General features: G+C 70.2%; 25 protein-coding genes. 10 read left to right on the top strand and 15 right to left on the bottom strand.

Annotated features, from left to right (window positions below):
• Positions 1 to 60: 60 nt before the first annotated feature.
• Complete coding sequence (locus IDM46_RS04040) at positions 61 to 549, bottom strand: globin (protein ID WP_182822248.1); 489 nt, start codon at positions 547 to 549, stop codon at positions 61 to 63.
• A 149-nt stretch (positions 550 to 698) separates the two neighbouring features.
• Here IDM46_RS04040 and parE point away from each other — a divergent pair, with 149 nt between their 5' ends.
• A complete protein-coding gene (gene parE, locus IDM46_RS04035) occupies positions 699 to 2,588 on the top strand; it encodes a DNA topoisomerase IV subunit B (RefSeq protein WP_182822250.1) in 1,890 nt (629 codons plus the stop codon).
• A gap of 38 nt (positions 2,589 to 2,626) precedes the next feature.
• Here the strand turns inward: parE and IDM46_RS04030 are convergent, their stop codons facing one another.
• The 5 genes from IDM46_RS04030 to IDM46_RS04010 all read right to left on the bottom strand — a co-directional run bounded on the left by IDM46_RS04030 (position 2,627) and on the right by IDM46_RS04010 (position 7,085).
• Complete coding sequence (locus IDM46_RS04030) at positions 2,627 to 3,109, bottom strand: hypothetical protein (protein WP_185114875.1); 483 nt, start codon at positions 3,107 to 3,109, stop codon at positions 2,627 to 2,629.
• Between the two features lie 86 nt (positions 3,110 to 3,195).
• Entirely contained in the window at positions 3,196 to 3,972 is a 777-nt protein-coding gene (gene hutG / locus IDM46_RS04025; RefSeq protein ID WP_185114874.1) for an N-formylglutamate deformylase, read from the bottom strand.
• Positions 3,969 to 5,327: a glutathione-disulfide reductase gene (gene gorA / locus IDM46_RS04020; RefSeq protein WP_182822256.1), complete on the bottom strand. Its 1,359-nt coding sequence runs from the start codon at positions 5,325 to 5,327 to the stop codon at positions 3,969 to 3,971. The genes hutG and gorA overlap by 4 nt, the downstream gene beginning before the upstream one ends.
• Positions 5,324 to 6,574 (bottom strand): FAD-dependent oxidoreductase, encoded by a 1,251-nt coding sequence (locus tag IDM46_RS04015; protein WP_185114873.1) that lies wholly within the window; start codon positions 6,572 to 6,574, stop codon positions 5,324 to 5,326. Before IDM46_RS04015 ends, gorA begins: the two co-directional genes overlap by 4 nt.
• A 28-nt stretch (positions 6,575 to 6,602) precedes the next feature.
• Positions 6,603 to 7,085, bottom strand: coding sequence for a peptidylprolyl isomerase (locus IDM46_RS04010; RefSeq protein WP_182822260.1), 483 nt, complete (start codon positions 7,083 to 7,085; stop codon positions 6,603 to 6,605).
• Between the two features lie 61 nt (positions 7,086 to 7,146).
• Between IDM46_RS04010 and IDM46_RS04005 the strand changes: the two genes are divergently transcribed.
• Together IDM46_RS04005 and IDM46_RS04000 are read left to right on the top strand one after the other, a co-directional pair.
• A complete protein-coding gene (locus IDM46_RS04005) occupies positions 7,147 to 7,728 on the top strand; it encodes a C40 family peptidase (protein WP_182823795.1) in 582 nt (193 codons plus the stop codon).
• Positions 7,729 to 7,837: 109 nt separating this feature from the next.
• Positions 7,838 to 8,497, top strand: a complete 660-nt coding sequence (locus tag IDM46_RS04000) for a C40 family peptidase (protein ID WP_223878020.1) — start codon at positions 7,838 to 7,840, stop codon at positions 8,495 to 8,497.
• Positions 8,498 to 8,509: 12 nt separating this feature from the next.
• Here the strand turns inward: IDM46_RS04000 and IDM46_RS03995 are convergent, their stop codons facing one another.
• Positions 8,510 to 9,604, bottom strand: a complete 1,095-nt coding sequence (locus IDM46_RS03995) for an acyltransferase (protein WP_185114872.1) — start codon at positions 9,602 to 9,604, stop codon at positions 8,510 to 8,512.
• 181 nt (positions 9,605 to 9,785) lie between these two features.
• Here IDM46_RS03995 and IDM46_RS03990 point away from each other — a divergent pair, with 181 nt between their 5' ends.
• Positions 9,786 to 10,658 (top strand): bile acid:sodium symporter family protein, encoded by an 873-nt coding sequence (locus tag IDM46_RS03990; protein ID WP_182822264.1) that lies wholly within the window; start codon positions 9,786 to 9,788, stop codon positions 10,656 to 10,658.
• 33 nt (positions 10,659 to 10,691) lie between these two features.
• Here IDM46_RS03990 and IDM46_RS03985 read toward each other — a convergent pair whose 3' ends face one another.
• Together IDM46_RS03985 and IDM46_RS03980 are read right to left on the bottom strand one after the other, a co-directional pair.
• Positions 10,692 to 12,107 (bottom strand): pitrilysin family protein, encoded by a 1,416-nt coding sequence (locus tag IDM46_RS03985; protein WP_220486504.1) that lies wholly within the window; start codon positions 12,105 to 12,107, stop codon positions 10,692 to 10,694.
• A 10-nt stretch (positions 12,108 to 12,117) separates the two neighbouring features.
• Positions 12,118 to 13,503: a pitrilysin family protein gene (locus tag IDM46_RS03980; protein ID WP_185114871.1), complete on the bottom strand. Its 1,386-nt coding sequence runs from the start codon at positions 13,501 to 13,503 to the stop codon at positions 12,118 to 12,120.
• 146 nt (positions 13,504 to 13,649) lie between these two features.
• Here IDM46_RS03980 and bla point away from each other — a divergent pair, with 146 nt between their 5' ends.
• On the top strand, positions 13,650 to 14,525 hold the full coding sequence (gene bla / locus IDM46_RS03975) for a subclass B3 metallo-beta-lactamase (protein ID WP_185114870.1): 876 nt from the start codon (positions 13,650 to 13,652) through the stop codon (positions 14,523 to 14,525).
• Between the two features lie 78 nt (positions 14,526 to 14,603).
• On the opposite strand, the gene IDM46_RS03970 is transcribed toward bla, so the two are convergent.
• Both IDM46_RS03970 and IDM46_RS03965 read right to left on the bottom strand, forming a co-directional pair.
• Positions 14,604 to 16,205 (bottom strand): hypothetical protein, encoded by a 1,602-nt coding sequence (locus tag IDM46_RS03970; protein ID WP_185114869.1) that lies wholly within the window; start codon positions 16,203 to 16,205, stop codon positions 14,604 to 14,606.
• Between the two features lie 139 nt (positions 16,206 to 16,344).
• On the bottom strand, positions 16,345 to 17,631 hold the full coding sequence (locus IDM46_RS03965; RefSeq protein WP_182822273.1) for a dicarboxylate/amino acid:cation symporter: 1,287 nt from the start codon (positions 17,629 to 17,631) through the stop codon (positions 16,345 to 16,347).
• Positions 17,632 to 17,770: 139 nt separating this feature from the next.
• On the opposite strand from IDM46_RS03965, the gene IDM46_RS03960 reads away from it, so the two are divergent.
• Positions 17,771 to 19,450, top strand: a complete 1,680-nt coding sequence (locus IDM46_RS03960; RefSeq protein ID WP_185114868.1) for an alkaline phosphatase — start codon at positions 17,771 to 17,773, stop codon at positions 19,448 to 19,450.
• Positions 19,451 to 19,501: 51 nt separating this feature from the next.
• On the opposite strand, the gene IDM46_RS03955 is transcribed toward IDM46_RS03960, so the two are convergent.
• Positions 19,502 to 19,954 carry a CopD family protein gene (locus IDM46_RS03955; RefSeq protein WP_182822277.1) on the bottom strand — a complete coding sequence of 151 codons (453 nt, stop codon included), beginning with the start codon at positions 19,952 to 19,954 and terminating at the stop codon, positions 19,502 to 19,504.
• 68 nt (positions 19,955 to 20,022) lie between these two features.
• Between IDM46_RS03955 and IDM46_RS03950 the strand changes: the two genes are divergently transcribed.
• Both IDM46_RS03950 and phaZ read left to right on the top strand, forming a co-directional pair.
• On the top strand, positions 20,023 to 20,613 hold the full coding sequence (locus tag IDM46_RS03950) for a class I SAM-dependent methyltransferase (RefSeq protein WP_182822279.1): 591 nt from the start codon (positions 20,023 to 20,025) through the stop codon (positions 20,611 to 20,613).
• A 114-nt stretch (positions 20,614 to 20,727) separates the two neighbouring features.
• A complete protein-coding gene (phaZ, locus tag IDM46_RS03945; protein WP_185114867.1) occupies positions 20,728 to 22,029 on the top strand; it encodes a polyhydroxyalkanoate depolymerase in 1,302 nt (433 codons plus the stop codon).
• Positions 22,030 to 22,074: 45 nt separating this feature from the next.
• Here the strand turns inward: phaZ and IDM46_RS03940 are convergent, their stop codons facing one another.
• Positions 22,075 to 22,980, bottom strand: a complete 906-nt coding sequence (locus IDM46_RS03940) for a sensor domain-containing protein (protein ID WP_185114866.1) — start codon at positions 22,978 to 22,980, stop codon at positions 22,075 to 22,077.
• A complete protein-coding gene (locus tag IDM46_RS03935; protein ID WP_182822286.1) occupies positions 22,977 to 23,339 on the bottom strand; it encodes a PadR family transcriptional regulator in 363 nt (120 codons plus the stop codon). Before IDM46_RS03935 ends, IDM46_RS03940 begins: the two co-directional genes overlap by 4 nt.
• 169 nt (positions 23,340 to 23,508) lie before the next feature.
• On the opposite strand from IDM46_RS03935, the gene IDM46_RS03930 reads away from it, so the two are divergent.
• Both IDM46_RS03930 and IDM46_RS03925 read left to right on the top strand, forming a co-directional pair.
• A complete protein-coding gene (locus tag IDM46_RS03930) occupies positions 23,509 to 24,390 on the top strand; it encodes a peptidylprolyl isomerase (protein WP_185115255.1) in 882 nt (293 codons plus the stop codon).
• Between the two features lie 85 nt (positions 24,391 to 24,475).
• Entirely contained in the window at positions 24,476 to 24,772 is a 297-nt protein-coding gene (locus IDM46_RS03925) for a hypothetical protein (RefSeq protein ID WP_182822288.1), read from the top strand.
• A 10-nt stretch (positions 24,773 to 24,782) separates the two neighbouring features.
• Here the strand turns inward: IDM46_RS03925 and IDM46_RS03920 are convergent, their stop codons facing one another.
• Positions 24,783 to 25,622 (bottom strand): DUF4349 domain-containing protein, encoded by an 840-nt coding sequence (locus tag IDM46_RS03920; RefSeq protein WP_185114865.1) that lies wholly within the window; start codon positions 25,620 to 25,622, stop codon positions 24,783 to 24,785.
• Between the last annotated feature and the right edge of the window lie 46 nt (positions 25,623 to 25,668).

Below are 25,668 nucleotides of genomic sequence, written 5' to 3'. Positions count from 1 at the left end.
ACCGGTTGCCCGTGACCGCCGCGACCGTTGACATGCGCACGCGGCCGCGGGCGGCGCCACTCAGTGCGCGCCGCGCAGCCCCTGGACCACGCGCGCGAACAGGCCGGCGGCCGGTGCCGGGACCGGCGCGGCGCCCGCGGTGTCGCGCGCCCTGAAGGTCGCGATCACCACGCCCATCGCCTGCCGCCAGCGCGCCATCAGGGCCGCGTCGGCTTCGGGGTCGGTGTCCGCGACCACCTGCAGCAGGCTGTCGATCCAACCCTCGTACATCCCCACCGGCACCGGGCAGCGCCCGTGGCTGGCGTGCACGGCGCCCATTTCGTTGATCCCGCGCTCCACCACCGCGCTGCCACCGGCGTGGAAGATCGCCATGGTGATGCCGCGGCGCAGGGCCATGCGCTGCTTGCTGAAGTCGGTGTGCGCGAACATCGGCGGCACGTCGGGGTTGCTGGCCAGGAACACATCGTAGAAGCGGCCGATGAAGTCCTTGTCGCGCAGGCAGCGGCCGTAGCTCTGATGCAGGTCGGCGTAGGGGTCGGCGGCACTCATGGCGGTCTCCGGGTGGCGTGGCGTTGGGGGCGCGATGGTCGCCCGCGCGCGCGGCGCGTCTGTTGACCGGCGTCAATGCCTGCCTTGACCGGTCCTGCCAGCAACGCCATTCTGGCCGGCTCCCCCTTGTCCTCCCGGCCGCCCCACACATGAGTTCCCGCTACGACGCAGCCGATATCGAAGTCCTGTCCGGCCTGGACCCGGTCAAGCGCCGGCCCGGCATGTACACCGACACCACGCGCCCCAACCACCTGGCGCAGGAAGTGGTGGACAACGCGGTCGACGAGGCCCTCGCCGGGCACGCGCGCGAGATCGAGGTGACCCTCTACAAGGACGGCAGCTGCGAGGTCTCCGATGACGGCCGCGGCATGCCGGTGGACATCCACCCCGAAGAAAAGATCCCCGGCGTCGAGCTGATCCTCACGCGCCTGCACGCCGGCGGCAAGTTCAGCGGCAAGAACTACACCTTCTCCGGCGGCCTGCACGGCGTGGGCGTCAGCGTGGTCAATGCGCTGTCCACCGTGCTCGAGGTCCACATCAAGCGCGATGGCAACGAATACCGCATGGGCTTCCGCGATGGCGACCGCGCCAGCGGGCTGGAGATCACCGGCACCGTCGGCAAGCGCAACACCGGTACGCGGCTGCGTTTCTGGCCGGACCCGAAGTATTTCGACACGCCGAAATTCAGCCTGCGCGCGCTGCGCCACCTGCTGCGCGCCAAGGCGGTGCTGTGCCCGGGCCTGACCGTCACCCTGTTCGACGAGGCCACCGGCGAGCGCGACCGCTGGCACTACGCCGACGGCCTGCGCGACTATCTCGCCGGAGAACTCGAGGGCCGCGAACTGCTGCCGCCGGAGCTGTTCCTCGGCAGCCTGCGCAAGGACACCGAGATCGTCGACTGGGCCGTGGCCTGGGTGCCGGACGGCGAGCTTGTGCAGGAGAGCTACGTCAACCTGATCCCCACCGCGCAGCACGGCACCCACGTCAACGGCCTGCGCACCGGTTTCACCGATGCCTTGCGCGGCTTCTGCGACTTCCGCAACCTGCTGCCGCGCGGCGTGAAGCTGGCGCCCGAAGACGTCTGGGACCGGGTGTCGTATGTGCTCAGCCTGAAGATGACCGACCCGCAGTTCAGCGGCCAGACCAAGGAGCGGCTGTCGTCGCGCCAGGCCGCGGGCTTCATCGAAGGCGCCGCGCACGACGCGTTCACGCTGTGGCTCAACCAGCACGTGGAGCTGGGCGAGCGCATCGCGCAGCTGGCCATCGAACGCGCCAGCGCGCGGCTGAAGACCGAAAAGCAGATCGTCCGCAAGAAGATCACCCAGGGCCCCGCGCTGCCCGGCAAGCTCGCCGACTGCATCAGCCAGGACCTGTCGCGCACCGAGCTGTTCCTGGTCGAGGGCGACTCCGCCGGCGGCAGCGCCAAGCAGGCGCGCGACCGCGATTTCCAGGCGATCCTGCCGCTGCGCGGCAAGATCCTCAACACCTGGGAAGTCGCGTCGGGCAGCGTGCTGGCCTCGGACGAAGTGCACAACCTGGCCATCGCCATCGGCTGCGACCCGGGCAAGGACGACATCAGCGGCCTGCGCTACGGCAAGGTGGTGATCCTGGCCGACGCCGACTCCGACGGCCTGCACATCGCCACGCTGCTGACCGCGCTGTTCCTGAAGCACTTCCCGGCACTTGTCGACGCCGGCCACATCTTCGTGGCCATGCCGCCGCTGTTCCGCGTGGACGTGGGCAAGCAGGTGTTCTATGCGCTCGACGAGGAGGAGAAGCGCCTGCTGCTGGAGAAGATCGCGCGCGAGAAGATGAAGGGCGCGGTCAACGTGACCCGCTTCAAGGGCCTGGGCGAAATGAACCCGTCACAACTGCGCGAATCCACCGTGCACCCGGACACCCGGCGCCTGGTGCAGCTGACCGTCGATGACGAGGACGGCACGTCCGCGCTGATGGACATGCTGCTGGGCAAGAAGCGCGCCGGCGACCGCAAGGCCTGGCTGGAAGACAAGGGCGACCTGGCGACGCTGGAGGTCTGACGGGCGCGGCGGCCGCCAGCCGCCGCTCCGCGCAGCGGTCAGACCGGATCCTGGACCGTCAGCACCACCCGGCTGATGCCGGCGCCGGGGGGCAGTTCGCAGCTATAGGCGATCGCCCTGCTGTCCCATGCGTTCGCGGCGGGACTGTCGAACACCAGCCACGTCCCGTAGCTGTTGGCAGGCACTTCGATCGTTTCAGTGAAGAACAGCGGGACCGTGGCGCCGACCACAAGGGTGCAGCTCACGCTTGCGGCAGAGGCCCCCACGTTCAACAGGAACAGGCTCACCTCGGTCGGGCTGTCGTCGAAGTCGCTCTGCTGCGCACAGCTGACGAACGCATTGGTGGATCCTTCGTTCTGGACCCCGCGTGGCCTGCTGCGGATATTGCCGTCGAACACCGGCAAGGCGCTCTTGCACGCGCCCGCCGCCGGCGTCTGGTATTCCGCGGCCGCCGTGGGCCCCATGCCGCCCAGCGCGGCGGCTCCGGTGGCCGTGGCAACCGCCAGGATCCATGCCTTCATGAAATCGCTCCTCGTCCTACCCCGGATCGGGTCTGGATGGAAACGCCGTGAACGCACCGGGTCGGCCAGCCTGCGGGGCGCCGCCCTTACTCCAGGCAGGTCTGCAACAGGCTGCGAAGCAGGCCCTGCAGGCGCTCGGCAGGACCCGGGCTCCATTCGTACGTCGCTTCATCCATGTAGCAGCGCTGGCTGACCTCGAGCTGCACGGCATCCACGCCGAGTTCCGGCCGGCCGTAGTGGCGGGTGATGTGCCCGCCCTTGAAGCGGCCGTTGGCCACCCAGCCATAGTCGCCCTGCCCGGCCAGCGCCAGGCCCAGGCGTTGCTGCAGTTCGGGCGAGCAGCTCGCGCCGCCGGCGGTGCCCAGGTTGAGGTCGGGCAGCAGGCCCTCGAACAGGAACGGCAGCTGGCCGCGGATCGAGTGCGCTTCCCACAGCACCACGCGGCCGTGGGTTGCGTGCAGGCGATCGAGCTCGGCGCGCAGGGCCAGGTGGTAGGGACGCCAGTAACGCTCCACGCGTTCGCGCACCTCGTCCGGCCCCGGCTCCATGCCCTCGAGGTACACCGGGCTGCCGTCGAACTGGCGCACCGGGCACAGCCCCGTGGTGTTCTGCCCGGGATACAGCGACACATCGTCCTCGCTGCGGTTGAGGTCGACCACGTAGCGCGACTGCGTCGGCACCAGCAGCGATGCGCCGAGTTCAGGCGCGAAGCCGTAGAGCCGCGCGACGTGCCAGTCGGTGTCCGGCACGCGCCGGGCGCTGGCGGTGAGGCGCGCCATGATGGCGTCCGGCACCTGCGTGCCGTCATGCGGCAGGCTGACCAGGAGCGGCGCGGTGCCACGGTGCAGGGTGAAGGTGTTCATCGCAGCAGCACGATTTCCTCGGCACTGGTGGGGTGGATGGCCATCGTGTCGTGCAGGTCGGCGAGCGTTGCGCCCATCTTCACCGCGACCGCGAAACCCTGCAGGATCTCGTCGACGGCTTCGCCCACCAGGTGCAGGCCGACCACGCGTTTGTCCGGCCCGGCGCAGACCAGCTTGAACATGCTGTGGCGCTGCACCTCGGCCAGTGCGTGCAGCATCGGCCGGAACGTCGTGCAGTGCACGGTGACATCCTCGCCGAAGCGCTCGCGTGCCTCGGCCTCGGTCAGCCCGACCTTGCCCAGCGGGGGGTGCGAGAACACCACGGTCGCGACGTTGTCGTGGTCGACGCGGGCGTCCGGCTGGCCACCGAACAGGCGGTCCATCAGGCGGCGTGCCTCGGCGATGGCGACCGGCGTGAGCGCCAGGCGGCCGGTGACATCGCCCACGGCATGCACGCCGTCGGCGCTGGTGTCCTGGAACGCATCGACGACCACGTTGCCGCCCTTGTCGATCGCAACGCCCGCGGCCTCCAGCCCGAGGTCGGCGACGTCCGGCGCGCGGCCGGTGGCGAAGATCACCGCGTCGAAGGGCGTGCCGGCATCGCCAGCTGCCTCGCGCAGGCGCACGCCTTCGCCGTCCTGTTCCAGCGCCGCCAGCCGATAGCCGAAATGCAGCGCGATGCCATCCTGGTGCAGGTTCGCCTGCAGCCGCGCGGTGACGTCTTCGTCAAAGGCCGTGAGCAGCCGCTCGCCGCGCACGAACACCTCCACCTGGCTGCCGAGCGACTGCAGCAAAGACGCCAGTTCCACGCCGATGTAGCCGCCGCCGATCACCGCCACCCGGCCGGGCGCCGCGGTGAACGCGAAGAAATCGTCGGAATCCAGGCCAAGCCCGGCGCCGGGAATGTCCGGCCGCCGTGGCCGCCCGCCGGTGGCCAGCAGGATGTGCGGGGCACGCAGCCGTGCGCCGTCGGCGCATTCGACCACGCCGCCGCCGGCGAGCCGCCCGCGCACCGGAAGACTCACGACCCCCGCCTCGTCCAGGCGGCGGCGGTAACTCGCGTGGATGTTGGCGATGTAGCCCTGGCGGCTGGCCACCAGCGTTGGCCAGTCCACCGCCACCGGCGCCACGGGTAGCCCCAGCCCCGGGGCGAGGCCGATGCGCCCGACCAGGTCCGCGGCCAGCCACATCGCCTTCTTCGGCACGCAGCCGAGGTTGACGCAGGTGCCGCCGAACTCGCCCGGCTCCAGCAGGGCCACGCGCGCACCGTGGCTTGCCGCCCGGAAGGCCGCGGCGAGGCCACCGGACCCGCCGCCGATGACAATCAGGTCGAAGCCCAGCGCGCCGGCGCTCATGGGAAGCGCGCCGGCGAGTACGGCGCTGGATCGATGCGCGGCGACCTGCCGCATACCAGGTCGGCCAGCAGCTGGCCGGTCGCCGGGCTCATGCTCACGCCCAGCATGCCGTGGCCGGTCGCGACCCAGACATGCGCCTGCCCGGGCACGCGGCCGATGATCGGTACGTCGTCCACGCTCAGCGGCCGCCAGCCACACCATTCTTCCTGCTTCACCGCGCCAAACGGCTCGTGCAGGTATTCGGCCGCGCCGCGCTCGAGCGCGTCGAGCCGGCGGCGGTTGAGGGTGGAGTCGTAACCGGAGAATTCCATCGTGCTGCCCAGGCGGAAGCCGCTGTCCCAGACCGTAACGCAGACACTGCGCTCGTGCAGGATCACCGGCCGCTGCGGCACCAGCCGCGGGCGGGTGTAGGTGATGGAATAGCCCTTGCCCGGTTGCATCGGCAGTGCGGCCAGGCCGGCGGATTTCACCAGCGTCGGCGTCCAGGCGCCGGTGGCGAACACCACGTCGCCGGCCAGCACGTCACCCCCGCTGCCGCGCACGCGCACGCCATCGGCCTCGCGCACGACGCCGTCCACCTTGAAGCCTTCGTCGATCACGCCGCCCAGCCCGCGCAGCGATGCCGCCAGCCCGCTGACGTAGCGGTCGGGCCGCAGACGCGCATCGCCCGGGTAGCGGATCGCCGCGAACAGGCCGTCCCTGAACGCCGGATTGGCGCGCAGGTACGCGGCGCCCGGCACCGCCTCGGCGGCGATACCCAGCGCGTGCAGCGCCGGCATTTCCGCGGCCACCCTGTCGAAATCGGCCTGGGTCCGGAACACGCAGTCCGCGCCTTCCTCCGCGAACTCGGCATCGGGCGCATGCCGCGCGACCCAGTCCGGGAACGCGGCGCGCGAGGCGTTGAGGAGGGTCGCGCGTGACGCCATGGCGCTGCGCCAGTCACGCGCATTGCAGCGCCGCGCAAAGCCGAACAGCCAGCGCCACAGGCCGGGATCGAAACGCGGCGCCACGTAGAACGGCGCGTCGGGCGTCAACATCCAGCGCACCGCCTTGGCGATGGTGCCGGGCGCCGCCAGTGGCCCGGCGTGGCTGGGCGTCAGGGTGCCGCAGTTCCCGTGCGAGCTGCCGCTGCCGACGGAGCCTGCTTCCAGCACCCGCACGCTGCGCCCGGCCTCGACCAGGCACAGCGCGGTGCACAGGCCGATGACCCCGCCACCGACCACCACCACATCGACACGTTCTCCCATGGCCGGAGTGTCGATGCGGGGAGGCGGGTCAGTGGTCGTGGCCGCCGTCGCCGTGCACGTGGCCGTGTTCGATCTCGACGGCCTGCGCCTCGCGGACATCGATGATCTCGACCTCGAAGTGCAGCTCCTTGCCGGCCATCGGGTGGTTGAGGTCCACGTCGACCACGCTCATGCCGACCTTCTGCACGGTGACCGCGCGCGGGCCGAAGTTGGTGGTCAGCACCACCTGCATGCCCGGGACCAGCCGCTGGTCCTTGAAGTGCTTCTTGGGCACGCGCTGGGTCAGTCCGTCGGTGCGCTCGCCATAGGCGTCCGCGGCGGCCACGTCGACCGAGAACGACTCGCCCGCCTCGCGGCCGTCCAGGGCCTTCTCCAGGCCCGGGATGATGTTGCCGTGGCCGACCAGGATCGCCAGCGGCTGCCCCCCGTCCTTCGAACTCTCGATCGGCGCCTGGCCAGCCTCGGAGACGGTGTAGTGGAAGCGGACGACGCGGTCTTTCTCGATCTTCATGGGCAAGGGGCTCGTAGGCGCGGCGCTCGGCCGCTTGTCAGGATGCAGGGGGGCGGCCAAGATGCCGGCCGTGAACAGTGCCGCACATTATCCAGTCTCGACCCGCCGTGCGCCAATCGCGGCCGCGGCCTTCGTCCTCGTGCTGCTGGCGACCGCTTGCGGACGCGACGCCGTCCGCCCCGCCCCCCAAACCGGGGATGTGGTGCCACAGCGCCCCGCCGCGGTGGCGCGGCGTGACTGGCCGCAGGTCACGCCCGCCGACCCGGTGGCCGCCAATTCGGTGCTGATGCGCGCCATCAGCCTGGTCGGAACCCCGTACCGCTATGGCGGCAACACGCCCGAAGGCGGCTTCGACTGCTCCGGGCTGGTCAACTACATCTATCGCGACATGCTCGACCTGAAGCTGCCGCGCACCTCGCGCGACCTCGCCGCGTACCAGGGACCGCGGATCGCACCCGAGCGCCTGGCGACCGCCGACCTGGTGTTCTTCGGCAGCAACGGCAACGTCTCGCATGTCGGCATCTACGTGGGGGAAGGCCGCTTCGTGCATGCCCCCAGCACCGGCGGAACCGTCCGCCTCGACCACCTGGACGGCAGCTACTGGCGCAGCCACTACAGTGGCTCCAGGCGGGTCCTGCAGTGAAATTTGTGAACCAAATCACACACTTCACTGAACCGCGCAGACAAGTCCTTAACATCCTGCCGGCTGGCATCCGGCACCATCACGCCCTGCTGACACAAGTGAAAGCCGCGTGACGAAACCAGCCAAGACATATCTCGAGCCGCGCTGCGCCCTCCGGGCGTACCGCTTCCTCCTCTCCGGTTTGCTCCTGGCCGCCGCCGCACCGGCGTTCTCCGCGCCCATGCTCGCAGGCGATTCCGCCGACCAGCAGCGCACGCCTTCGACCAGCCAGGCGCTGGCAGGCACCGATATCCTCTCCGAGCGCGCCATGCTCTCGGCCGCCGACGTCAACATGCTCATCGAGAGCAGTGGCGCCCTGGCCGCCGGCGAACCCGCCGCCCACGGCCGGGTGCAGACCCTGCTGCAGCGCGCGATGACCCTGCTCGGCACGCCCTACCGCTGGGGCGGCACCTCGCCGGACTCCGGCTTCGACTGCTCGGGCCTGGTGGGCTATGTGTTCCGCACCGCGCTGGGCATCGAACTGCCGCGCGTGTCGCGCGAAATGGCCGGCAACGGCGTGAAGGTCGAGCGCGGCGCGCTGGCCGCCGGCGACCTGGTGTTCTTCGGCCGCCGCGGCAGCCGCGTCGACCACGTCGGCATCTACATGGGCGACGGCCGCTTCGTGCATGCGCCGCGCACCGGGCGCGACGTCACCGTGTCCAACCTCGACAACGGCTACTGGGCGGGCAAGTTCCTGCAGGCGCGTCGCGTCGAGGGACTCAACGGCTGATCCACCGGCGCCTCAGGGCGCCGCGGGGTGTTTCGCCAGCGCACGGGCCCGCAACCTGCCCGCCCGCCGCGCGCCGCCGTCCCAGGCGGCTTCGGCCCACGCCTTGAGCCGCGGCGCCTGGCGCCGTTCGGCCAGCACGTGCACCGCGTGCGACGCCACCAGCACCAGCGCCAGCGTGCCCCAGAACACGACATGCCCGTTCGCGGGCCAGGCGATGTTGAACAGCATGAAGCCGATGTTCTGGTGCAGCAGGTACAGCGGATAGGTCAGCGCCCCGAGCGCCACCCAGCGCCGCGCGCCGAACGCGCCTGTCAGGCGCAGCGAAACCAGCACCATGACCACGAAGAACGCAGTGATGATGGCGGCCACCACCGCCAGGTCCAGCGTGGTCCGGTAATGCGCGTCGAACCGGGGCACCCAGCGGATGGCCTGGTACACCGCCAGCGCCCATGACGCCAGCAGCATCGCCACCCGCCCGCGCGAGAGCCCGTCCGACCACACCAGGTAGCACGCCGCGCCCGCCACGAAATAGGCTGCCGAGTCGACCGCCAGCCAGCGGCGGGGGCCGTCGACAGGCACCAGGGTCAGCGCCAGCGCCACCAGCAGCCAGCCCACCATGAATGCCGGTGCCTGGCGGATGCGGCCCAGCACCAGCAGCAGCGCGACCATCGCGTAGAAGCGGATCTCCACGAACAGCGACCAGTACACCCCGTCGATCGATTCGACGCCGATGAACTCGCTCATCATGGTCATGTTGGCCAGGTACTGCCCGAACGTCGCGCTGAAGCGCGTGCCGCCGATCGCCAGGATCGCCAGGAAGGTGAGGGTGCAGCAGGCCCAGAACGCCGGATACAGGCGCACCACGCGCGAGACGACGAACGCGCGCAGGCTGCCCCGCGCCGCTGTCATCAGGATGACGAAACCGCTGATCATGAAGAACAGCTGGACACCGAGGAATCCGTAGCGTGCCGCCGGCGCCAGCGCCGGGTAACCCATGAGCGCCAGGTCGTCGGCGGCGATGCCGCGAAACGCGTAGTGGAAGAACACCACCGCGAGTGCGGCGGCAAACCGCAGCAGGTCGATCTCGTTCACCCGGCCGTGCGACATGGGGGGAGCTTCCGCGCTCCGGCAACGGGCCGGCCCTCGATGAAGCAACGCGGGTCGCCGGCAGCCGAGGCCAAGCGCGCCGGTGGGGACCGCGCCTTCGCTGCGGCGCGTTGCGCGCGGCGGTCCGAGCGGTGATGCTGCGGCGTGCCCCGCGGGGCGGGGCGACAACGGGACGGGATGCATGGAATCGACGCTGCTGACCACCGTGCTGCTGCCGCTTGCACTGGGCGTGATCATGCTGGGCCTCGGCCTTGCGCTCACCCCGGACGATTTCCGGCGGGTGGCGCGCTACCCGCGGGCGGTGCTCACCGGGCTCACGCTGCAGGTGCTGGTGCTGCCATGGATCGCGTTCGGCCTCGCCCTGGCCTTCCGGCTGCCGGCGGAGCTCGCGGCGGGCCTGATGCTGCTGGCGGCGTCACCCGGCGGCGCCACCGCCAACATCTACAGCCACCTGGCGCGCGGCGACGTCGCGCTCAACATCACCCTGACCGCCATCAACAGCCTGCTGTGCCTGCTGACCCTGCCGCTGATCCTCGACCTGTCGCTGCAGCACTTCATGGGTTCCGGACAGTACGTGCCGCCGCCGGTGCGCAAGATCGTCGAGGTCGCGGTGATCATCGTGCTGCCGGTGGCGCTGGGGATGCTGATCCGCCGCTTCGCACCACGCTTCGCGGCGTCGTCGGAAAAGCCGCTGCGCATGCTGTCGGTGCTGGTGCTGGCGCTGCTGATCGTCGCCGCCGTGGCGCAGTCGCGCGAGGTGCTGGTGGCCTACTTCGCCGTGGCCGGGCTGGCCTGCCTGCTGTTCAACCTGGCCAGCATGGGCATCGGCTATGCGGCGCCGCTGGCGCTCCGCCTGCCGCGCCCGCAGGCGATCGCGATCGCCATGGAGATCGGCATCCACAACGGCACCCTGGCGATCTACATCGCGCTCAACGTGCTCGGCAACCCGGCGATGTCGATCCCGGCGGCGGTCTACAGCCTGGTGATGTTCTTCACCGCGGCGGCCTTCGCCATCTGGCTCAAGCGGCCGCGCGCGGTGCCGGTCAACGCGTAAGGGACAACCCGCCGGGTTGCCCCCGTCCGCGCGCTATTCCGCAGCCCTGAACGCGCCCCACGGAGCCAACTGCTCCGAAACCGCGCCACCGTCGCCGACCACGATGATCGACTGCCGTTCCGGCGTGAAGTACTTCGCCGCCATCGCCTGCACCTGTGCGGCGGTCACCGCGCGCACCCTGGGCACGTATTCGCCCAGGTACTCCGGCGGCAGGCCGAGCAGCCAGTTGCCGGCCAGCGTCTGCGCGACCGCCGCCTGCATCTGGTTGGCGATCAGGTAGCCGCCCGCCACGTAGCGCTTGGTGTCGTCGAGCTCCACCGTCGGCACCGGCTCCTTGCCGATCCGCGCGTACTCGCCGAAGAACTCGGTGAGGGCTGCGCCGGTGACCTCGTTGCGCACATCCGCCCCGCCCTGCACGTAACCACCCTTGGCGGACGCGTTCAAGCCTGCACGCGCGCCATAGGTGTAACCCTTCTCTTCGCGCAGGTTCTGCATCACCCGGCTGGAGAAACTGCCGCCCAGCACGGTGCCCGCCAGCTGCAGCGGGATGTAGTCGGCATCGGTCGCCGCCACCGCGGGGCTGCCCAGGCGCAACGTCGACTGCACGCTGCCGTCGCGCTGGATCAGCACGCGCTGCGCCACCGCCTCGCGCGGCGCCGGCGGCACGTCGGCCACGTCTGCGCCCGCCGCCTTCCAGCCGCCGAACGCCTGTTCGGCCATGCGGAAGGCATCCTCCGGGGCGATGCGCCCGGTCACCACAAGCAGGGCACGATCGGGATGGAAGCGCCGCGCATGCTCCTTGCGCAGGCCCTCGGGCGTCACCGCGTTGATCGAGGCTTCGGTCTGCTGCGTGCGCGCGTACGGATGGTCGCCGTAGGTCGCGGCCAGCAGTGCGCGGTTGGCCTTGAACGCCGGCTGCGCCTCGGCCGCCTTCAGTCCCTGCAGCGCGTTGGCCTGTGCCAGCTTGACCTCGCCATCCGGAAACGCCGGCGTGCGCGCGACCTCGGCGAGCAGCGACAGCATTGGCCCGGCGTTGGCGGCAAGCGCGTTGGCGAACACCATCGCGCCGTCGTTGCTGGCCGCGGCGCCGATCGCGCCGCCCTGGCCCTGCGCGAACTCGGCGATCTCGCGCGAGCTGCGCTTGGCGGTGCCCTCGCTGAGCAGGCCGGTGAACAGCGTTGCGAAACCCGGCATGTCCCTGGCATCGGCGGCGAGGCCGGCGTTGCGCATCGCGAGCACGAAATCGACGCGCGGCACGCCGTCGCGCGGCACCACCCAGACCTCCAGCCCGTTGGCCAGCGTCATGCGCTCGATCTCCGGGATCGGCAGCGGCTTGTCGGCCGCGTACGGCGGCAGGTCCTTGGGCAGGTCGGCGGGGCCGGCGACCGCGGCGCCGGCGGCGACCGCGGATACGGCCAGCGCGAGGAGCGTGTGCTTGAACATGGTCATGGTGGTGTCCTCAATCCTGGCCAGCGGCGGCAGCTGCGGGCGCCTGCAGCATCGCCTCCGGCTTGCGGTCGATGACGGTGCGGTTGGCCTGCGTCAGGTAGGTGCGCGCGGCGCGCTGGATGTCGGCCGAGGTCACAGCCTCGATCCAGCCGGGGATGCGGTTCGCGACCGCGGCATCGCCCCACAGGAGCTGCAGCTTGGCCAGGTTGTCGGCGCGCGACAGGAACGATTCCATGCCGTCGTACCAGTCGGCCAGCATGCCGGTCTTGACGCGCGCGAGCGTCGCGTCGTCGACGCCGTCGGCAACCACCGTGGCGATCTCCGCGTCGATCGCCGCCAGCACCTCGTCGGCGGACGTGGTCGGCTTGTACAGCGCGAACACGGTGAACAGCGTCGGGCCGTCGTACTCCCACTCGCTGGTCAGTCCGTACAGCGAGTCGACGTTGAGCGCCAGCTCGCGGCCCTTCACCAAGCCCTGGTACAGGCGCGAGGCGTCGCCGTTGGCCAGCAGCGCGCCGAGCACCGCCATCGGCGCCTGGTCCGCGCTGCCGCGGTCGGGCATCTTCCACGCCGCCGCGATCGCCGGCACCTGCGCCAGCTTGTCGCCCTGCTGCAGGCGCTTCTCCCGGGTGTTGAGGCCTTCGCTGAAGTCCGGCGCCGGCGGCGTCGGGCGCGCGGCGATGTCGCCGAAGTACTTCTCGGCGAGCGCGAAGCCGTCTGCCGGCGAGATATCGCCGGCCAGCGACAGGATCGCGTTGTTGGGACCGTAGTAGTCGCGATGGAAGGCCTTCACGTCGTCGAGGTCGGCGTCTTCCAGGTCCTCGAAGCTGCCGTAGCCGTCGTGGTTGTTCTCCCACTTCTGGAACGCATGCTGGCCGATGTCGATCCACATGAAGCCGCCGTAGGGCTGGTTCTGCACGTTGTTGCGGATCTCCTCCTTCACCACGTCCTGCTGGTTTTTCAGCGTGCTCTCGCTGAAATCGAGCAGGCGCATGCGGTCGGCCTCGAGCCACAGGATCGGCTCGATCGCCGACGACGGCGCGATCTCGATGTAGTTGGTGAAGTCGGCGCGGGTGGACCCGTTGTTGCGCCCGCCGCCGCCGGTGATCACGCGATCGAACACGCCTTCAGGCGCATTGACCGAACCCTCGAACATCAGATGCTCGAACAGGTGCGCGAAGCCGGTGCGGTTCTGTGGCTCCAGGCGCATGCCGATGCCGTACACCACGCTTACCCCCACCACCGGCGCGCTGCGGTCCTCGGAGACGACGACGGTGAGGCCGTTGTCGAGCTTCTTCGTGGCCACCGGGATCTCCCAGCGGTCGGTACCGGCGGCGAAGGCCGGCGCCACGAACAGCAGCGTCGACAGCCATGCCATGTGCTTGTGCAGCTTCATAGGTTCCCCGTTGTCTCTGTGGACAGCGTCACACCATACCGCCTGGCCAAGCGGCCGCTGCCGGCCAGAAGTCATGGCCGCGAAGGCGGCGCGGATGCGACGCGAGCGGCGATACTTGACCTCCCGTCTCCGGCCCGCCACCGCACATGTCCCGATTCGCATCGACCGTTCCCGCCCTCGTCGTCGCCCTCTTCACTGCCGGCCCGGTGGCCGCGGCCGAAGCCGTCCTGCCGCAGCTCAAGGCCTATACCGTCCACGAGAGCTGGCGGCAGCCGATCGCGCCGGTGAGGATCGCCGACAACACCTGGCACATCGGCACGGCCAACCTCAGCGCGCTCCTGGTGAAGACCGCGGAGGGCGCGGTGCTGATCGACGGCGGCATGCCGCAGGCGGCCGACATGCTGCTGCGCCACATGGCGGACCTGGGCGTGGCACCGGCAGACCTGAAGCTGATCCTCCTCAGCCAGGCCCACGCCGACCACGTCGGCCCGCTCGCAGAGCTGCGCCGGCGCACCGGAGCACGCGTGGCCGCCAACGCGGAATCCGCGGTGCTGCTGGCGCGCGGCGGCAGCGACGACATCCACTTCGGCGACGCCATCGTCTACCCGCCGGTGCAGGTCGATCGCCTGCTGCTGGACGGCGAGGTGGTCGAACTCGGCGGCATGCGCTTCACCGTGCACTTCATGCCCGGGCATACGCCGGGCAGCATGGCGTGGACCTGGACCGACCGCGCAGGCGCCAGCCCCGTGCGCATCGCCTACGCCGACAGCCTGACCGCGCCCGGCTACCGGCTGGTGGACAACCCGCGCTACCCGCGCATCGTCGCCGACTATCGCCACAGCTTCGACGTCGTCCGCGCCCTGCCCTGCGATGTGCTCCTGACCCCGCATCCGGCATTCAGCGGACGGGATTACGCGAACCCGGCGGCATCAAAGCCGATCGCCTGCGCCGCCTACGCCGACCGCGCCGAGCGCAGCTTCAACGAGCAGCTCGAGGCCGAGCGGGCGGGCGGCAAGCCCTGAAGCCGCCGTTGCGCGAAGCCCTCTTCGCAGGGGAGCGCGACGCCATGACGCAATGAACGTGCTCGCTGTGGCGTCGCCTCAGTCGCCGCGCGCCTGGTCGATGTAGCTGCGGTATTCGCCCATCGACTCGGTGAGCTGGTAATCGCGCAGGCTGGCGGACAGGATGACGTCGGCGATGAGGGTATTCGACTCGCCCTTGATGCCCTCGAGGTACTGGTAGTCCTCGGGCAGCGCCTCGATGATCGCGTCCTTTGCGGCAGCGGTCAGCTGGCCCTGCGCATCCGTCAGCAGGTCCTTCGGAATCGCGGCGAGCGATTCCGCGATCCGGTCACGCACGGCCTCGCTCAGCCCGCCAAGCGCGCCCGACACCTGGTCGGTGATCGCTTTCGCCGCGAAGTCACCGCCAACCGGGATGGCGGAGATCGCAACGTCCAGCACGAAGCCCACGAACGCATCGCGGGCGGCGATATCGGCCCGCAGGTCGACATAGCCTGAGCTGACGGCATCCTGCATGATCGCGCCGATCATCGCCGCGCGTCCGTTGCCGGCGTCACGCGCTTCGATGTCCAGCGCATTCACCTCGCCATCCCCGTTCACGTCGTCCTGGTCCGTCAGGTTGCCGGCACGGATGTTCGCGGCCGCGAAGTCGCCGACCATGTCCATCACCGCATCCGCGCGCGGATTGTCGGGGTTGAGCCCGGTGATCCTGACCAGGTTGGACAGCGCCAGCAGGTTCTCTCCGGTCACGGTGCTGCGGTCGTTGCTGCTGCCGACGGTCTGGCCGGGGTCGGCGACGGTCAGGTCGGTGAGGATGACGTCGCCGTGGGTGAGGAACAGCTCGCCAAGTGCGTCTGCACGCTCCTCGTAGGGCTTGTTGTCCATGTCATGGAAATGGTTTTCCAGGACATTGCCCGTGGAACTGGCACTGACGAAGCGCACCATCTCGAGCGCGTCCTGCGAGCCGCCGTGGCGCGATGTCGCCTCGATCACGATCGCCATCGGATCGCGCACGGCGGTGCCGTCCAGCGACGGATTGCGGAACGCCAGGCCGCTGCTCGCGAGCGACTCCAGCAGCGCGGCCTTCTGCCCGCCGCTCAACGACGACAACGCGTTGTGCACCGAGCTGCTGCCGCCGGCCTCGTCGAGGGCGTTCAGCAGGACGCCGGCGAGGGCGTCGCGCTCGTGTGGCAGGACCGCCATCGGCTCCGAGTAAAGACGCTGCTGCAGCATCGCGGTTGCGAACTTCTCGATGAACCCCGGATCGCCGCCGTTGGCCGCGGAAAGCGTGCCCAGCAGCGCTTCAAGCTGCGCGGGATCCGGGTTCAGGCCGATGCCGCCGACCGCCCCGCTGCCGAAGATGTTGGTGAACGCCATCGCGTCCTGGAAGCCGATCTCGCCGGCGACATAGGCGTCACCAAACCCTTCCAGGACCGCGCTGCGCTCGTTCGCGGTGATGCGGCCCTCGCGGGCCAGCGAATCGAGGCGGTCGACCGTGAGCCACGACATGGTGGCGCCGGAATCCTGCTCGAGGATCTCGTCGAAGAGCTGCGCACGCGCCGCCGGATCAAGGCCTTCGACGACATCGGCGAAGGTATCCATGCGCTTCTCGTAGTCGTCGGCCCAGAAGCGGCGCTGGCCGACATCGAGGATCTGCGAAGCCGTTTCCTGGATCGTGGTCATTGCCGCGTCCGCGATGGGGGATGCGGGCACTCTAGTGCGCGCATCGCGCGCCGCGAAAGCTGGGGTGACCCCGTATACCGGCCTTCACCGGCATGTCACGAAGGCCTGGTTCGCCACGCCTCACGCCTGCGGGATCCGGCTAGGCGCCGCGATTGTCCGCCACGACGTCGTCTTCGATGCCGACGTTGCTCGACGCCGCGTCATACACCGCCTGGTCGAGGATGCCGGTCTCCTTGGCCACCAGCACCGGCACCAGCACCTGGCCGGTGACGTTGGTCATGGTGCGCATCATGTCGAGGATGCGGTCGATGGCGACCAGGTAGCCGATGCCTTCCAGCGGCAGTCCGGCCGCGCTCAGCACCAGGGTGACCATCACGATCGCGGTGCCGGGCACACCCGCGGTGCCGAAGCTGCCGAGCACCGAGGCCAGCAGGATGATGAAGTACTGCGAGACGCTGAGGTCGATGCCGAAGTACTGCGCCACGAACACCGCGGTCAGCGCCGGATAGATCGCGCCGCAGCCATCCATCTTGACGCTGGCGCCGAGCGGCACGGCGAACGCCGCGTAGTCCTTGTCGACGCCCAGGTTGTGCGTGGCGCTGCGCAGGCTGGCGGGCAGCGCGGCGAAGCTCGATGACGCCGCGAACGCCACCTGCATCGCCGGTGCCGCGCCGCGGAAGAACCTGAGCGGGTTCAGCCCGTGCGCCAGCAGCAGCCCGCCGTACACGAACACGATGTGCAGCCCGCACGCGAGGTACAGCGCCCCGATGAAGCCGAGCAGCGGCAGCAGCTTCTCGAAGCCATAGGCGCCGACCAGCGCCGCGATCAGGCCGAAGGTACCCAGTGGCGTGAACTCCAGCACGAAGCGCGTGACCTGGATCATCGCCTCGCTGCCCTCGGCCATCAGCGCGCGCAGCCGCGTGGCCCTGTCGCCCAGCTTGACCAGGGCGAAACCGAGCAGCGCGGCGAAGAAGATCACCTGCAGGATCTTGCCTTCGGCCAGCGCGCGGAACGGATTGGACGGCACCACGTCCACCAGCACCTGCACCGGGCCGGGTACCTCGCGCACCACGTAGTCCGGCGCCATGGCCAGCGCCGCCACGCCCTCGCCCGGCTTTAGCACCAGGCCGACCGCCAGGCCCACGCACACCGCGAGCGCCGCGGTCACCGCGAACCAGGCGAAGGTGCGCCCGCCCAGCGACACCATCGATTTCTGGCCGTGCAGGCTGCCGATGGCGCTGGTCACGGCAAAGAACACCAGCGGCGTGGCGATCATGCGGATCAGGTTGACGTACACGTCGCCCAGCGGCTTGAACCAGATCGCCGCCGCGGGCCCCACGAGCCAGCCGGCGAGCGCGCCGAGCACGAATCCGGCGGCCACGCGCTGCCAGAACGGGATGCGGAACCAGGCTTTGACGAAGGTCATTGGCGACCACGCGGGAAGGAATGAGCCACCTTAGCCGAGCTGTCCCGGCGCGGCGACGCCCATGGCGGAACGCCGGGGTGTCATGGGCGGAATACCGACGGACGGCATAATCACGCATTCACCTGACACGAAGCACCACATGACCGGTCCGTCCCGCGCCACCCTCGCCGTCGCCCTTGCCGTCACCTGTTCCACCCTGGCCGCCTGCGCGTCGGCGCCCGCGCCGCGCATTGCCGCGCCTGCCGCCGTGTCGGTCGACGTGCCCGCCATCGCCCATCCCGCGGGCGAAACCCCGGCCTGGTGGTACCGCAGCGGCGCCGCGCGCGCGGCCGGCAACGGCGCCATGGACGGGCGCGCGAAGAACGTGATCGTGTTCCTCGGCGACGGCATGAGCCTGACCACGGTGGCCGCGGCGCGGATCTTCGCCGGCCAGCAGGCAGGCAACCCCGGCGAGGAGCACCTGCTGGCGTGGGAGCATTTCCCGGCCACGGCGTTCAGCAAGACCTACAACACCGACGCCCAGACCCCGGACTCCGCCGGCACCATGACCGCGATCGCCACGGGCGTGAAAACCCATATCGGCGCGATCGGCGTCAGCGCCGGCGGCCACAACGACTGCGCGCAATCACGCGGCAACCGGCTGCAGAGCTGGCTCGCGCTGGCCGCGGACGCCGGCATGGGCACCGGCATCGTCACCACGGCGCGCCTGACCCACGCCACACCCGCGGCGACCTATGCCCACGTGCCCAACCGCAACTGGGAGAGCGACGCCTCGCTGCCGGACGCGGCGCGCGCGGCCGGCTGCACCGACATCGCCAGCCAGTTCATCGACTTCGCCCGCGAGCGCGGCGCGCCGCAGGTGGTGCTGGCCGGCGGCGCGCGCGCCTTCCTGCCCGACGAAGAGGTGCTGCCGGGCGTGCGCGGCAAGCGCAGGGATGGCCGCAACCTGGTGGCGGAGTGGCAGGCCCTGCATCCCGAGGGCGCGTTCGTGCACGACACCCGGCAGTTCGAAGCGGCACGCAGCGCCTCGCCGGTGCTTGGCCTGTTCGAACCCGGCCACATGCAGTACGAGCACGACCGCGACCGCGGCCCCGGGGGCGAACCCGACCTCGAGGCGATGACCCGCTTCGCGATCCAATCCCTGGCGCGCAACGACGCGGGTTACGTGCTGCTGGTGGAAAGCGGCCGCATCGACCACGCCAACCACGAGGGCAACGCCTACCGCGCGCTCGACGAAACCGTGGCGATGTCGCGCGCGGTGCAGGCGGCGGTCGACATGACCTCGGCCGAGGACACGTTGATCGTGGTCACCGCGGACCATTCACACGTGCTGAATTTCGCCGGCTATCCACGTCGCGGCAACCCGATCCTCGGCAAGGTGCACGAAGGCGGCAGCGGCCCGGCACTGGACGCCCTCGGACTGCCCTACACCACGCTCAGCTACGCCAATGGCCCGGGCTATCCCGGCGCCAGCGCCACCCAGCCCGCGGGCCCGAAACGCCACTACCACGTCGCCAGGGGCGTGCATGCCGCCGCCGGTCGCCCCGACCTCTCCAGGGTCGATACCACCGATCCCGACTACCTGCAGGAGGCGCTGGTGCCGCTGGACGCGGAGACCCACGGCGGCGAAGACGTCGGCATCTGGGCGCGTGGCCCGGGCAGCGCCGCGTTCCGCGGCACGCTGGAGCAGAACGTCATCTATCACGTCATCGTGCAGGCCACGCCGAAGCTGCGCGAGCGCCTGTGCGCCAGCGGCACCTGCAATGCGGACGGCGTGCCGGTGGAGCTTCCTGCACCCGGGGAAGTCGCTGCACCATGAGTGGCTTGCGATGCCGGGGCCCCTGCCGCCGGCAGCGCGTCCACGGCTTGATCAGAACGGCTTGGCGAGCACCAGGTACACGATGCCGAGCAGCACGAACACCGGGATCTCGTTGACCCAGCGCAGCGCGCGCGTGGTCGGCAGCGCGCCGCCCGCCGCGCCGCGCTTCAGCCAGCGTCCGCAGGCGATGTACAGCGCGAGCAGCAGCGCGACCATCGTGAGCTTGGCGTGCATCCAGCCGCTGCCGGCGGCGACCATGGTCGGGAACCCCGGGATCACCCGGTAGCCCAGCCACAGCACCAGGCCCAGCACCGCCGCCAGCCCGAACATCACGTGGCCGAAGCGGTACAGCCGGCGGCCCATCAGCACCAGGCGCGCGTGCACCGACGGCTCGCCACCGGCCTCCACCAGGTTGATCAGGATGCGCGGCAGGTAGAACGCCGCGGCCACCCAGGCCATCACCAGCACGATGTGCGCGGACTTGATCCAGAGATAGGTTTGCATGGTCACCCCGTGTCGATTCGCCGCACAGGATCGCACGACGCGCGCAGGAGCCGGTATCGTGCGCGCCCATGGACAAGACCTACGATCGCGACTACTTCGACCGCTGGTACCGCGGCGGCGGCATCGGCGGCCGCCAGCGCCTGGCGCGCAAGGTGGCGCTGGCCGTGGCCACGGCGGAATACCACCTCGAGCGCCCGCTGCGCACGGTACTCGACATCGGCTGCGGCGAAGGCGCCTGGCGCGCGCCCTTGCTCAAGCTGCGCCCGGCGACGGACTACCTCGGTTTCGACAGCAGCGAATATGCCATCGCACGCCATGGCCGCCGCCGCAACCTGCACTTCGCGCGTTTCGGCGATTTCGGGTCGCTGCGGCCCTGCGCCCCCGCCGACCTGGTGGTCTGCAGCGACGTGCTGCACTACCTCGAGGCACGCGAGATCGACCGCGGCCTGCCCGGCCTTGCCGAGTTGTGCGGCGGCATCGCGTTCCTGGAAACCTTCGCGCGCGAGGACGAAGCGGAAGGCGACGACCACGGTTTCCGCCGCCGTCCGGGGCGCTTCTACCGCCAGCGTTTTGAAGCCGCGGGCTTCCGCGCGCTGGGCTCGCACTGCTGGCTGTCGCCGGCCCTGGTGCCGGGCGCGACCACGCTGGAACTGGCCTAGGACGTACTTCGGGGCCCGGCGATCGGCGCTGGAGGGGCCTGCGGGCGGCATGCCGCCCCTGCACACGGCCTGCGTTATGCTGCGGCGCAGCACCCACCGACCGGGCTTCCGACAATGCTTTATCAGCTCCACGAGCTCAACCGTACCTGGATGGCACCCTTCACCGAACTGGCGCGCGCCAACGCGCGGATCTTCGGCAACGACGGCACCTGGCTGTCGTCGCTGCCCGGCGCGGATCTTGCGTCGGCCGCGAACGAGCTGATGTACCGCATCGGCAAGGACTACGAAAAGCCGCCCTTCGCCATCCACCAGGTGGTCAAGGACGGACACGACGTGCCGGTGGTGGAGAAGGTCGCGCTCGACAAGCCGTTCTGCCGGCTGCTGCGCTTCAAGCGCTACACCGACGACGCGCAGAACATCCTCGGCATGAAGGACCAGCCGACCGTGCTGGTGGTGGCACCGCTGTCCGGCCACCACGCCACGCTGCTGCGCGATACCGTGCGCACCCTGCTCCCCGACCACAAGGTCTACATCACCGACTGGGTCGACGCGCGCATGGTGCCGAAGGAAGCGGGCGCGTTCACGCTCGACGACTACGTCGCCTACATCGAGGAGTTCATCCGCCACATCGGCGCCGACCGCCTGCACGTGATCAGCGTCTGCCAGCCGACCGTGCCGGTGCTGGCGGCAGTGGCGTTGATGGCTGCGCGTGGCGAGGCCACGCCGCGCTCGCTGGTGATGATGGGCGGGCCGATCGACACCCGTGAATCGCCAACCGCGGTCAACACGCTCGCCACCCAGAAGCCGCTGTCGTGGTTCAGCGGCAACGTCATCCACACGGTGCCGCAGGACTATCCGGGCCATGGCCGGCGCGTCTATCCGGGCTTCCTGCAGCACACCGGCTTCGTGGCGATGAACCCCGAACGCCATTTCATGTCGCACTGGGATTTCTACAGCAGCCTGGTGCAGGGCGATCTCGACGACGCGTCCTCGCACCGCCGCTTCTACGACGAGTACAACGCCGTGCTCGACATGCCGGCCGAGTACTACCTCGACACCATCAGCGTGGTGTTCCAGCAGCACCTGCTGCCGCGCGGGCTGTGGGACGTGGCCGGCGAGCGCGTCGATCCGTCGGCGATCACCGGCACCGCGCTGCTGACCATCGAGGGCGAGCTCGACGACATCTCCGGCCAGGGCCAGACCCGCGCCGCGCACGTGCTGTGCACGGGCGTGGACGATGCGCACCGCGAGCACCTGACCGTCGAGGGCGCGGGCCACTACGGCATCTTCAGCGGCCGTCGCTGGCGCACGCAGGTCTACCCGCAGGTGCGTGACTTCATCGCGCGCTACGCCGCGCCGCCGGCCGAACAGCAGGCGGATTCCGCGTCCGCGCCCGCGGGACGCAAGAAGCGCTGACGCCGCACCGGCGCCGCTCGGCGGCGGCCGGTGTCCGGCCGGCGCTCAGGAATACTGCGCCGACTTCACCAGCAGGTGCTTGGCGAACCGGCCATGCAGGCGCCCGATGCCGCGCGCCATGTGCAGCGTGGCGAACAGCAACAGCACGCCGACCAGCGACACCACCGGCAACAACCAGGGCGCTTCAGCGGGCAGGTCGATGCCGAACATCCACACATTGAGCTCAACGCCCGGCAGCAGGGCCAGCGGTGCCGCGATGAAGCCCAATGCCACGCCGCCGAATGTCGCCGCCACGGTGAAATACAGGATGCCAAGCGGCAGCATCAGCAGCATGTAGAGCATCGTGCTCCACGTGCGCGGATCGCTGAACATGTCGCCGATGCGCCGCCAGATGCTGCGCCCGCGCGCGCTGTACAGCGGCCGGCGCGGCATGCGCTCGCCCAGCATCACCTCCACCATCCGGCCTTCCACCAGCGACAGCACCCGCACCGAGCCGAAGAACAGGATCACGAACGGGATGCCGATGATCAGCACCGCCAGCCCCGCCGACATCGACAGGCCGGCCACCACCCAGGTGAAGTAGAAAATGCCGGTGGCCAGCGCCAGCACCATGTAGAACAGCGACGCGTACGCGCGCGGGTCTGCGGCGACGCCGAAGAACCGGCCCGCCAGCGATTTCCGCTGCGGCGGCGGCGGCGCGCGCAGCGCGGTCTGCACCGTCGCCTCGGTGTCGCGATAGATGTCGGCGACCTCGTCCGGGTCGCCATAGCTGGATGCGACCGCGGCGATCACCTCGGCCTCGGACCTGCCCGGGTTCTCGGCGAGCTCCGAGCGCAGGTATTCCTCGGCGTCGTACAGCGCGTCGTGCACCAGCGCGGGGTCGGCGCCCGCAAGCGAACGGCGCAGATGCTCCAGGTAGGCGGGAATACTTGTCGGCAGCGCGGTGTTCATGAGGTCCCCTCCAGGACGGTATCGACGGAATCGCGGGTCGCGCGCCAGGCGGCGGCCCACGCGCGCAGGGCGTCGTGCCCGGCGTCGGTGATGCGGTAGTAGCGGCGAGGCGGTCCGGCCAGCGACGGTTCGATGTGGCTCGCCAGCAGCGCCGCAGCCTCGAGGTTGCGCAGCACCGGATACAGCGCACTCTGCTTGCCGCTGAGCACGCCCTCGCCGAAGCGTTCGAGGGTCTTGGCGATCTGGTAGCCGTACATCGGCTCGCCGGAGCGCGCCAGCACCGCGAGCAGCGCCAGCGACACCGTGCCGGCACTCAGCTCGCGCTGGAACTTCCTGAGGATGGCGTCGGGTTCGACCATGGGCACAGACTAGTGTCCAGTTATGTATAGCGATCGTGCCATTAGTCACCACGCATGTCGGCAGGGGCGGCATCGGCAACAATCGGCGCTACCCAGCCAGGAGCCTGCCGTGCACCCGACCCGATCCCTGCCCACCCTCGTCCTGCTGGCCGCCGCCTGCACCTCGTGGATGGCCATCGCCGCCGAACCCGTTGCCACCGACGCCGGGGCCGACAAGCCCAAGAGCACCCAGGAGCTGCTGGATGCGTCGCGGCCTGGCGACTGGCGTACGCCGGACCCCGCCAACACGCTCTACCTCGACCTCGCCGCTGGCCGGGTGGTGATCGAGCTCGCGCCGCACTTCGCACCCGAGCACGTCGCCAACATCCGCACGCTGGCGAAGGAAGGCTTCTGGGATGGGCTGACCCTGTACCGCTCGCAGGACAACTTCGTGGTCCAGTTCGGCGACATCACCGAAGAGGGCGTGCCCGGCAGGCCGATCGGCAGCGCCAGGGCGAAGCTGCCGGCCGAGTTCTCGCGCGCCGCCGACGGGCTTGCGTTCCACGCCCTGCCCGATCGCGACGGCTGGGCGCCGGAAACCGGCTTCGCGGCGGGCTTCCCGGCCGCGCGCGACCCGCGGGAAGGCCAGGCCTGGCTCGCCCACTGCTATGGCACGCTGGGGGCCGGGCGCGACATGGCGGCCGACTCCAGCAACGGCACCGAGCTGTACGTGGTCACCGGGCAGTCGCCGCGCCAGCTGGACCGCAACATCACCGTGGTCGGCCGCGTGCTGCAGGGCATGGAACACCTGAGCGTGCTGCCGCGCGGCACCGGCCCGCTCGGCTTCTACGAGGATCCGGCGCAGCGCACCGCGATCACCGCGCTCCGCCTGGCCTCGGAGGTGCCGGCTGCCGAACGCAGGCCGATCGAGGTGCTGCGCACCGACACGCCGCTGTTCGACGCCGTGGTGGAATCGCGCCGCAATCGCCGCGACGGCTGGTACCTGCGGCCCGCCGGCCACATCGACCTGTGCAACATCAGCGTGCCGGTGCGCAGCCCGGAGGCAGGCTGAAGCACAAGGCGGTTCGTCACGCAGCGTTGGCCCGCGGCTTCCTAGCCTGCGGGCCATTCCCCCAGATTTGCCCGAAGGACGTCCGATGGCCCTGCTCCGCATCCTCCTCACCAGTTCCGACGACGCCGCCCGTGCGGTCATGAACCTGCTGCAGAGCCTGGAGGGCATCGAGCACGTCGAGGAGGTCGCCGACCTGATGCCGAGCCTCGACGACGCCGACTCCAGCTCCGCGGGGCTCAGCGACGTGGTCGGCCCGAAGATGCACGCCATCGAGATCGAGATCCCCAACGAATCCACCGGACGCAAGGTGCGCGAGGCGGTCGAGGCGCTGTCGTTCGACCTCGACGCGCTGGTGGAATTCGAGGAAGACGACGAGGGTTGAGCCTGCCGGCCTAGCCCTGGCCGGTCGACCTTGCAACCCCGCGGCGGCGTCGCCAGCGGCGCAGCAGCACCAGCAGGAACGCCAACGCGACCAGCATCGGCAGCAGGAACGCCGCGGCGCGGATCGTCCACGCGGTGCCGGTGGCGAGGGTGGCGCCAAAGTCCCGCACCGCGAGCACGATCTCGTTGCGCCCTTCCTGGGAGCGGGAGGCCTGGAAGTTGATCGTGAGCAGCTGGGTGTCGATGCGCCGGCGATGCTGCGCCGCTTGCTGTTCGATGGCCTCCAGCGCGGCGTCGGTCTCGGCCAGGCGCTGCGACAGCGCGATCATGTCGGCCACCGCCAGGTCGCGGCGCGCCTGGAATTCCTGCAGTCGCGCGCGCTCGTTGCGCAGGCGCTGCGCGGCCAGTGCGTTGTCGCGCACCACCACGGCCAGGTCCTCGGCGTGGGTACTGCGGTGGCCGAGTTCGGCGCCGGCGCTGGCCAGCGCGATCATCGGCTCCACGCCTCCGGGCGCGATGCGCATGCCGAGGCTGGCGCCGGGATGGTCGCCGCCCTGCTGCGACAGGTTGAGCACCACGCACGCGCCGAAGCGTCCGTCGTTGCAGGCTGCCTGGGCGTCGCGCAGGCGCGGCTGGATCTGTCCGGGCTCGAGGGAGATGCCAGCGCTGTGCTCATAGGCGAGAAATTCCTGCCCGCCCGGCGCGGGCGCAGCCGCATCCGCCATCGGCGCCGGCGCCGAGGCGCCGCCGTAGTCCATCGCCTCCGACTGCGCGGCGTCCTGCGCGCCGCAGGCGGCCAGCAGGCCGATGAGGATGATGGAGGCGCAGCGCCAGCCAGCCTGGAATCTCATACGGCAACGCTCCGGTCGATATCGGTGCCCGACGGTAAACCATCGG

Origin of the sequence: Luteimonas sp. MC1825 (genome assembly GCF_014764385.1) — a bacterium.
In the GTDB taxonomy this organism is placed as follows: Bacteria; Pseudomonadota; Gammaproteobacteria; order Xanthomonadales; family Xanthomonadaceae; genus Luteimonas.
This window is presented reverse-complemented; position numbering and strand designations above follow the sequence as displayed.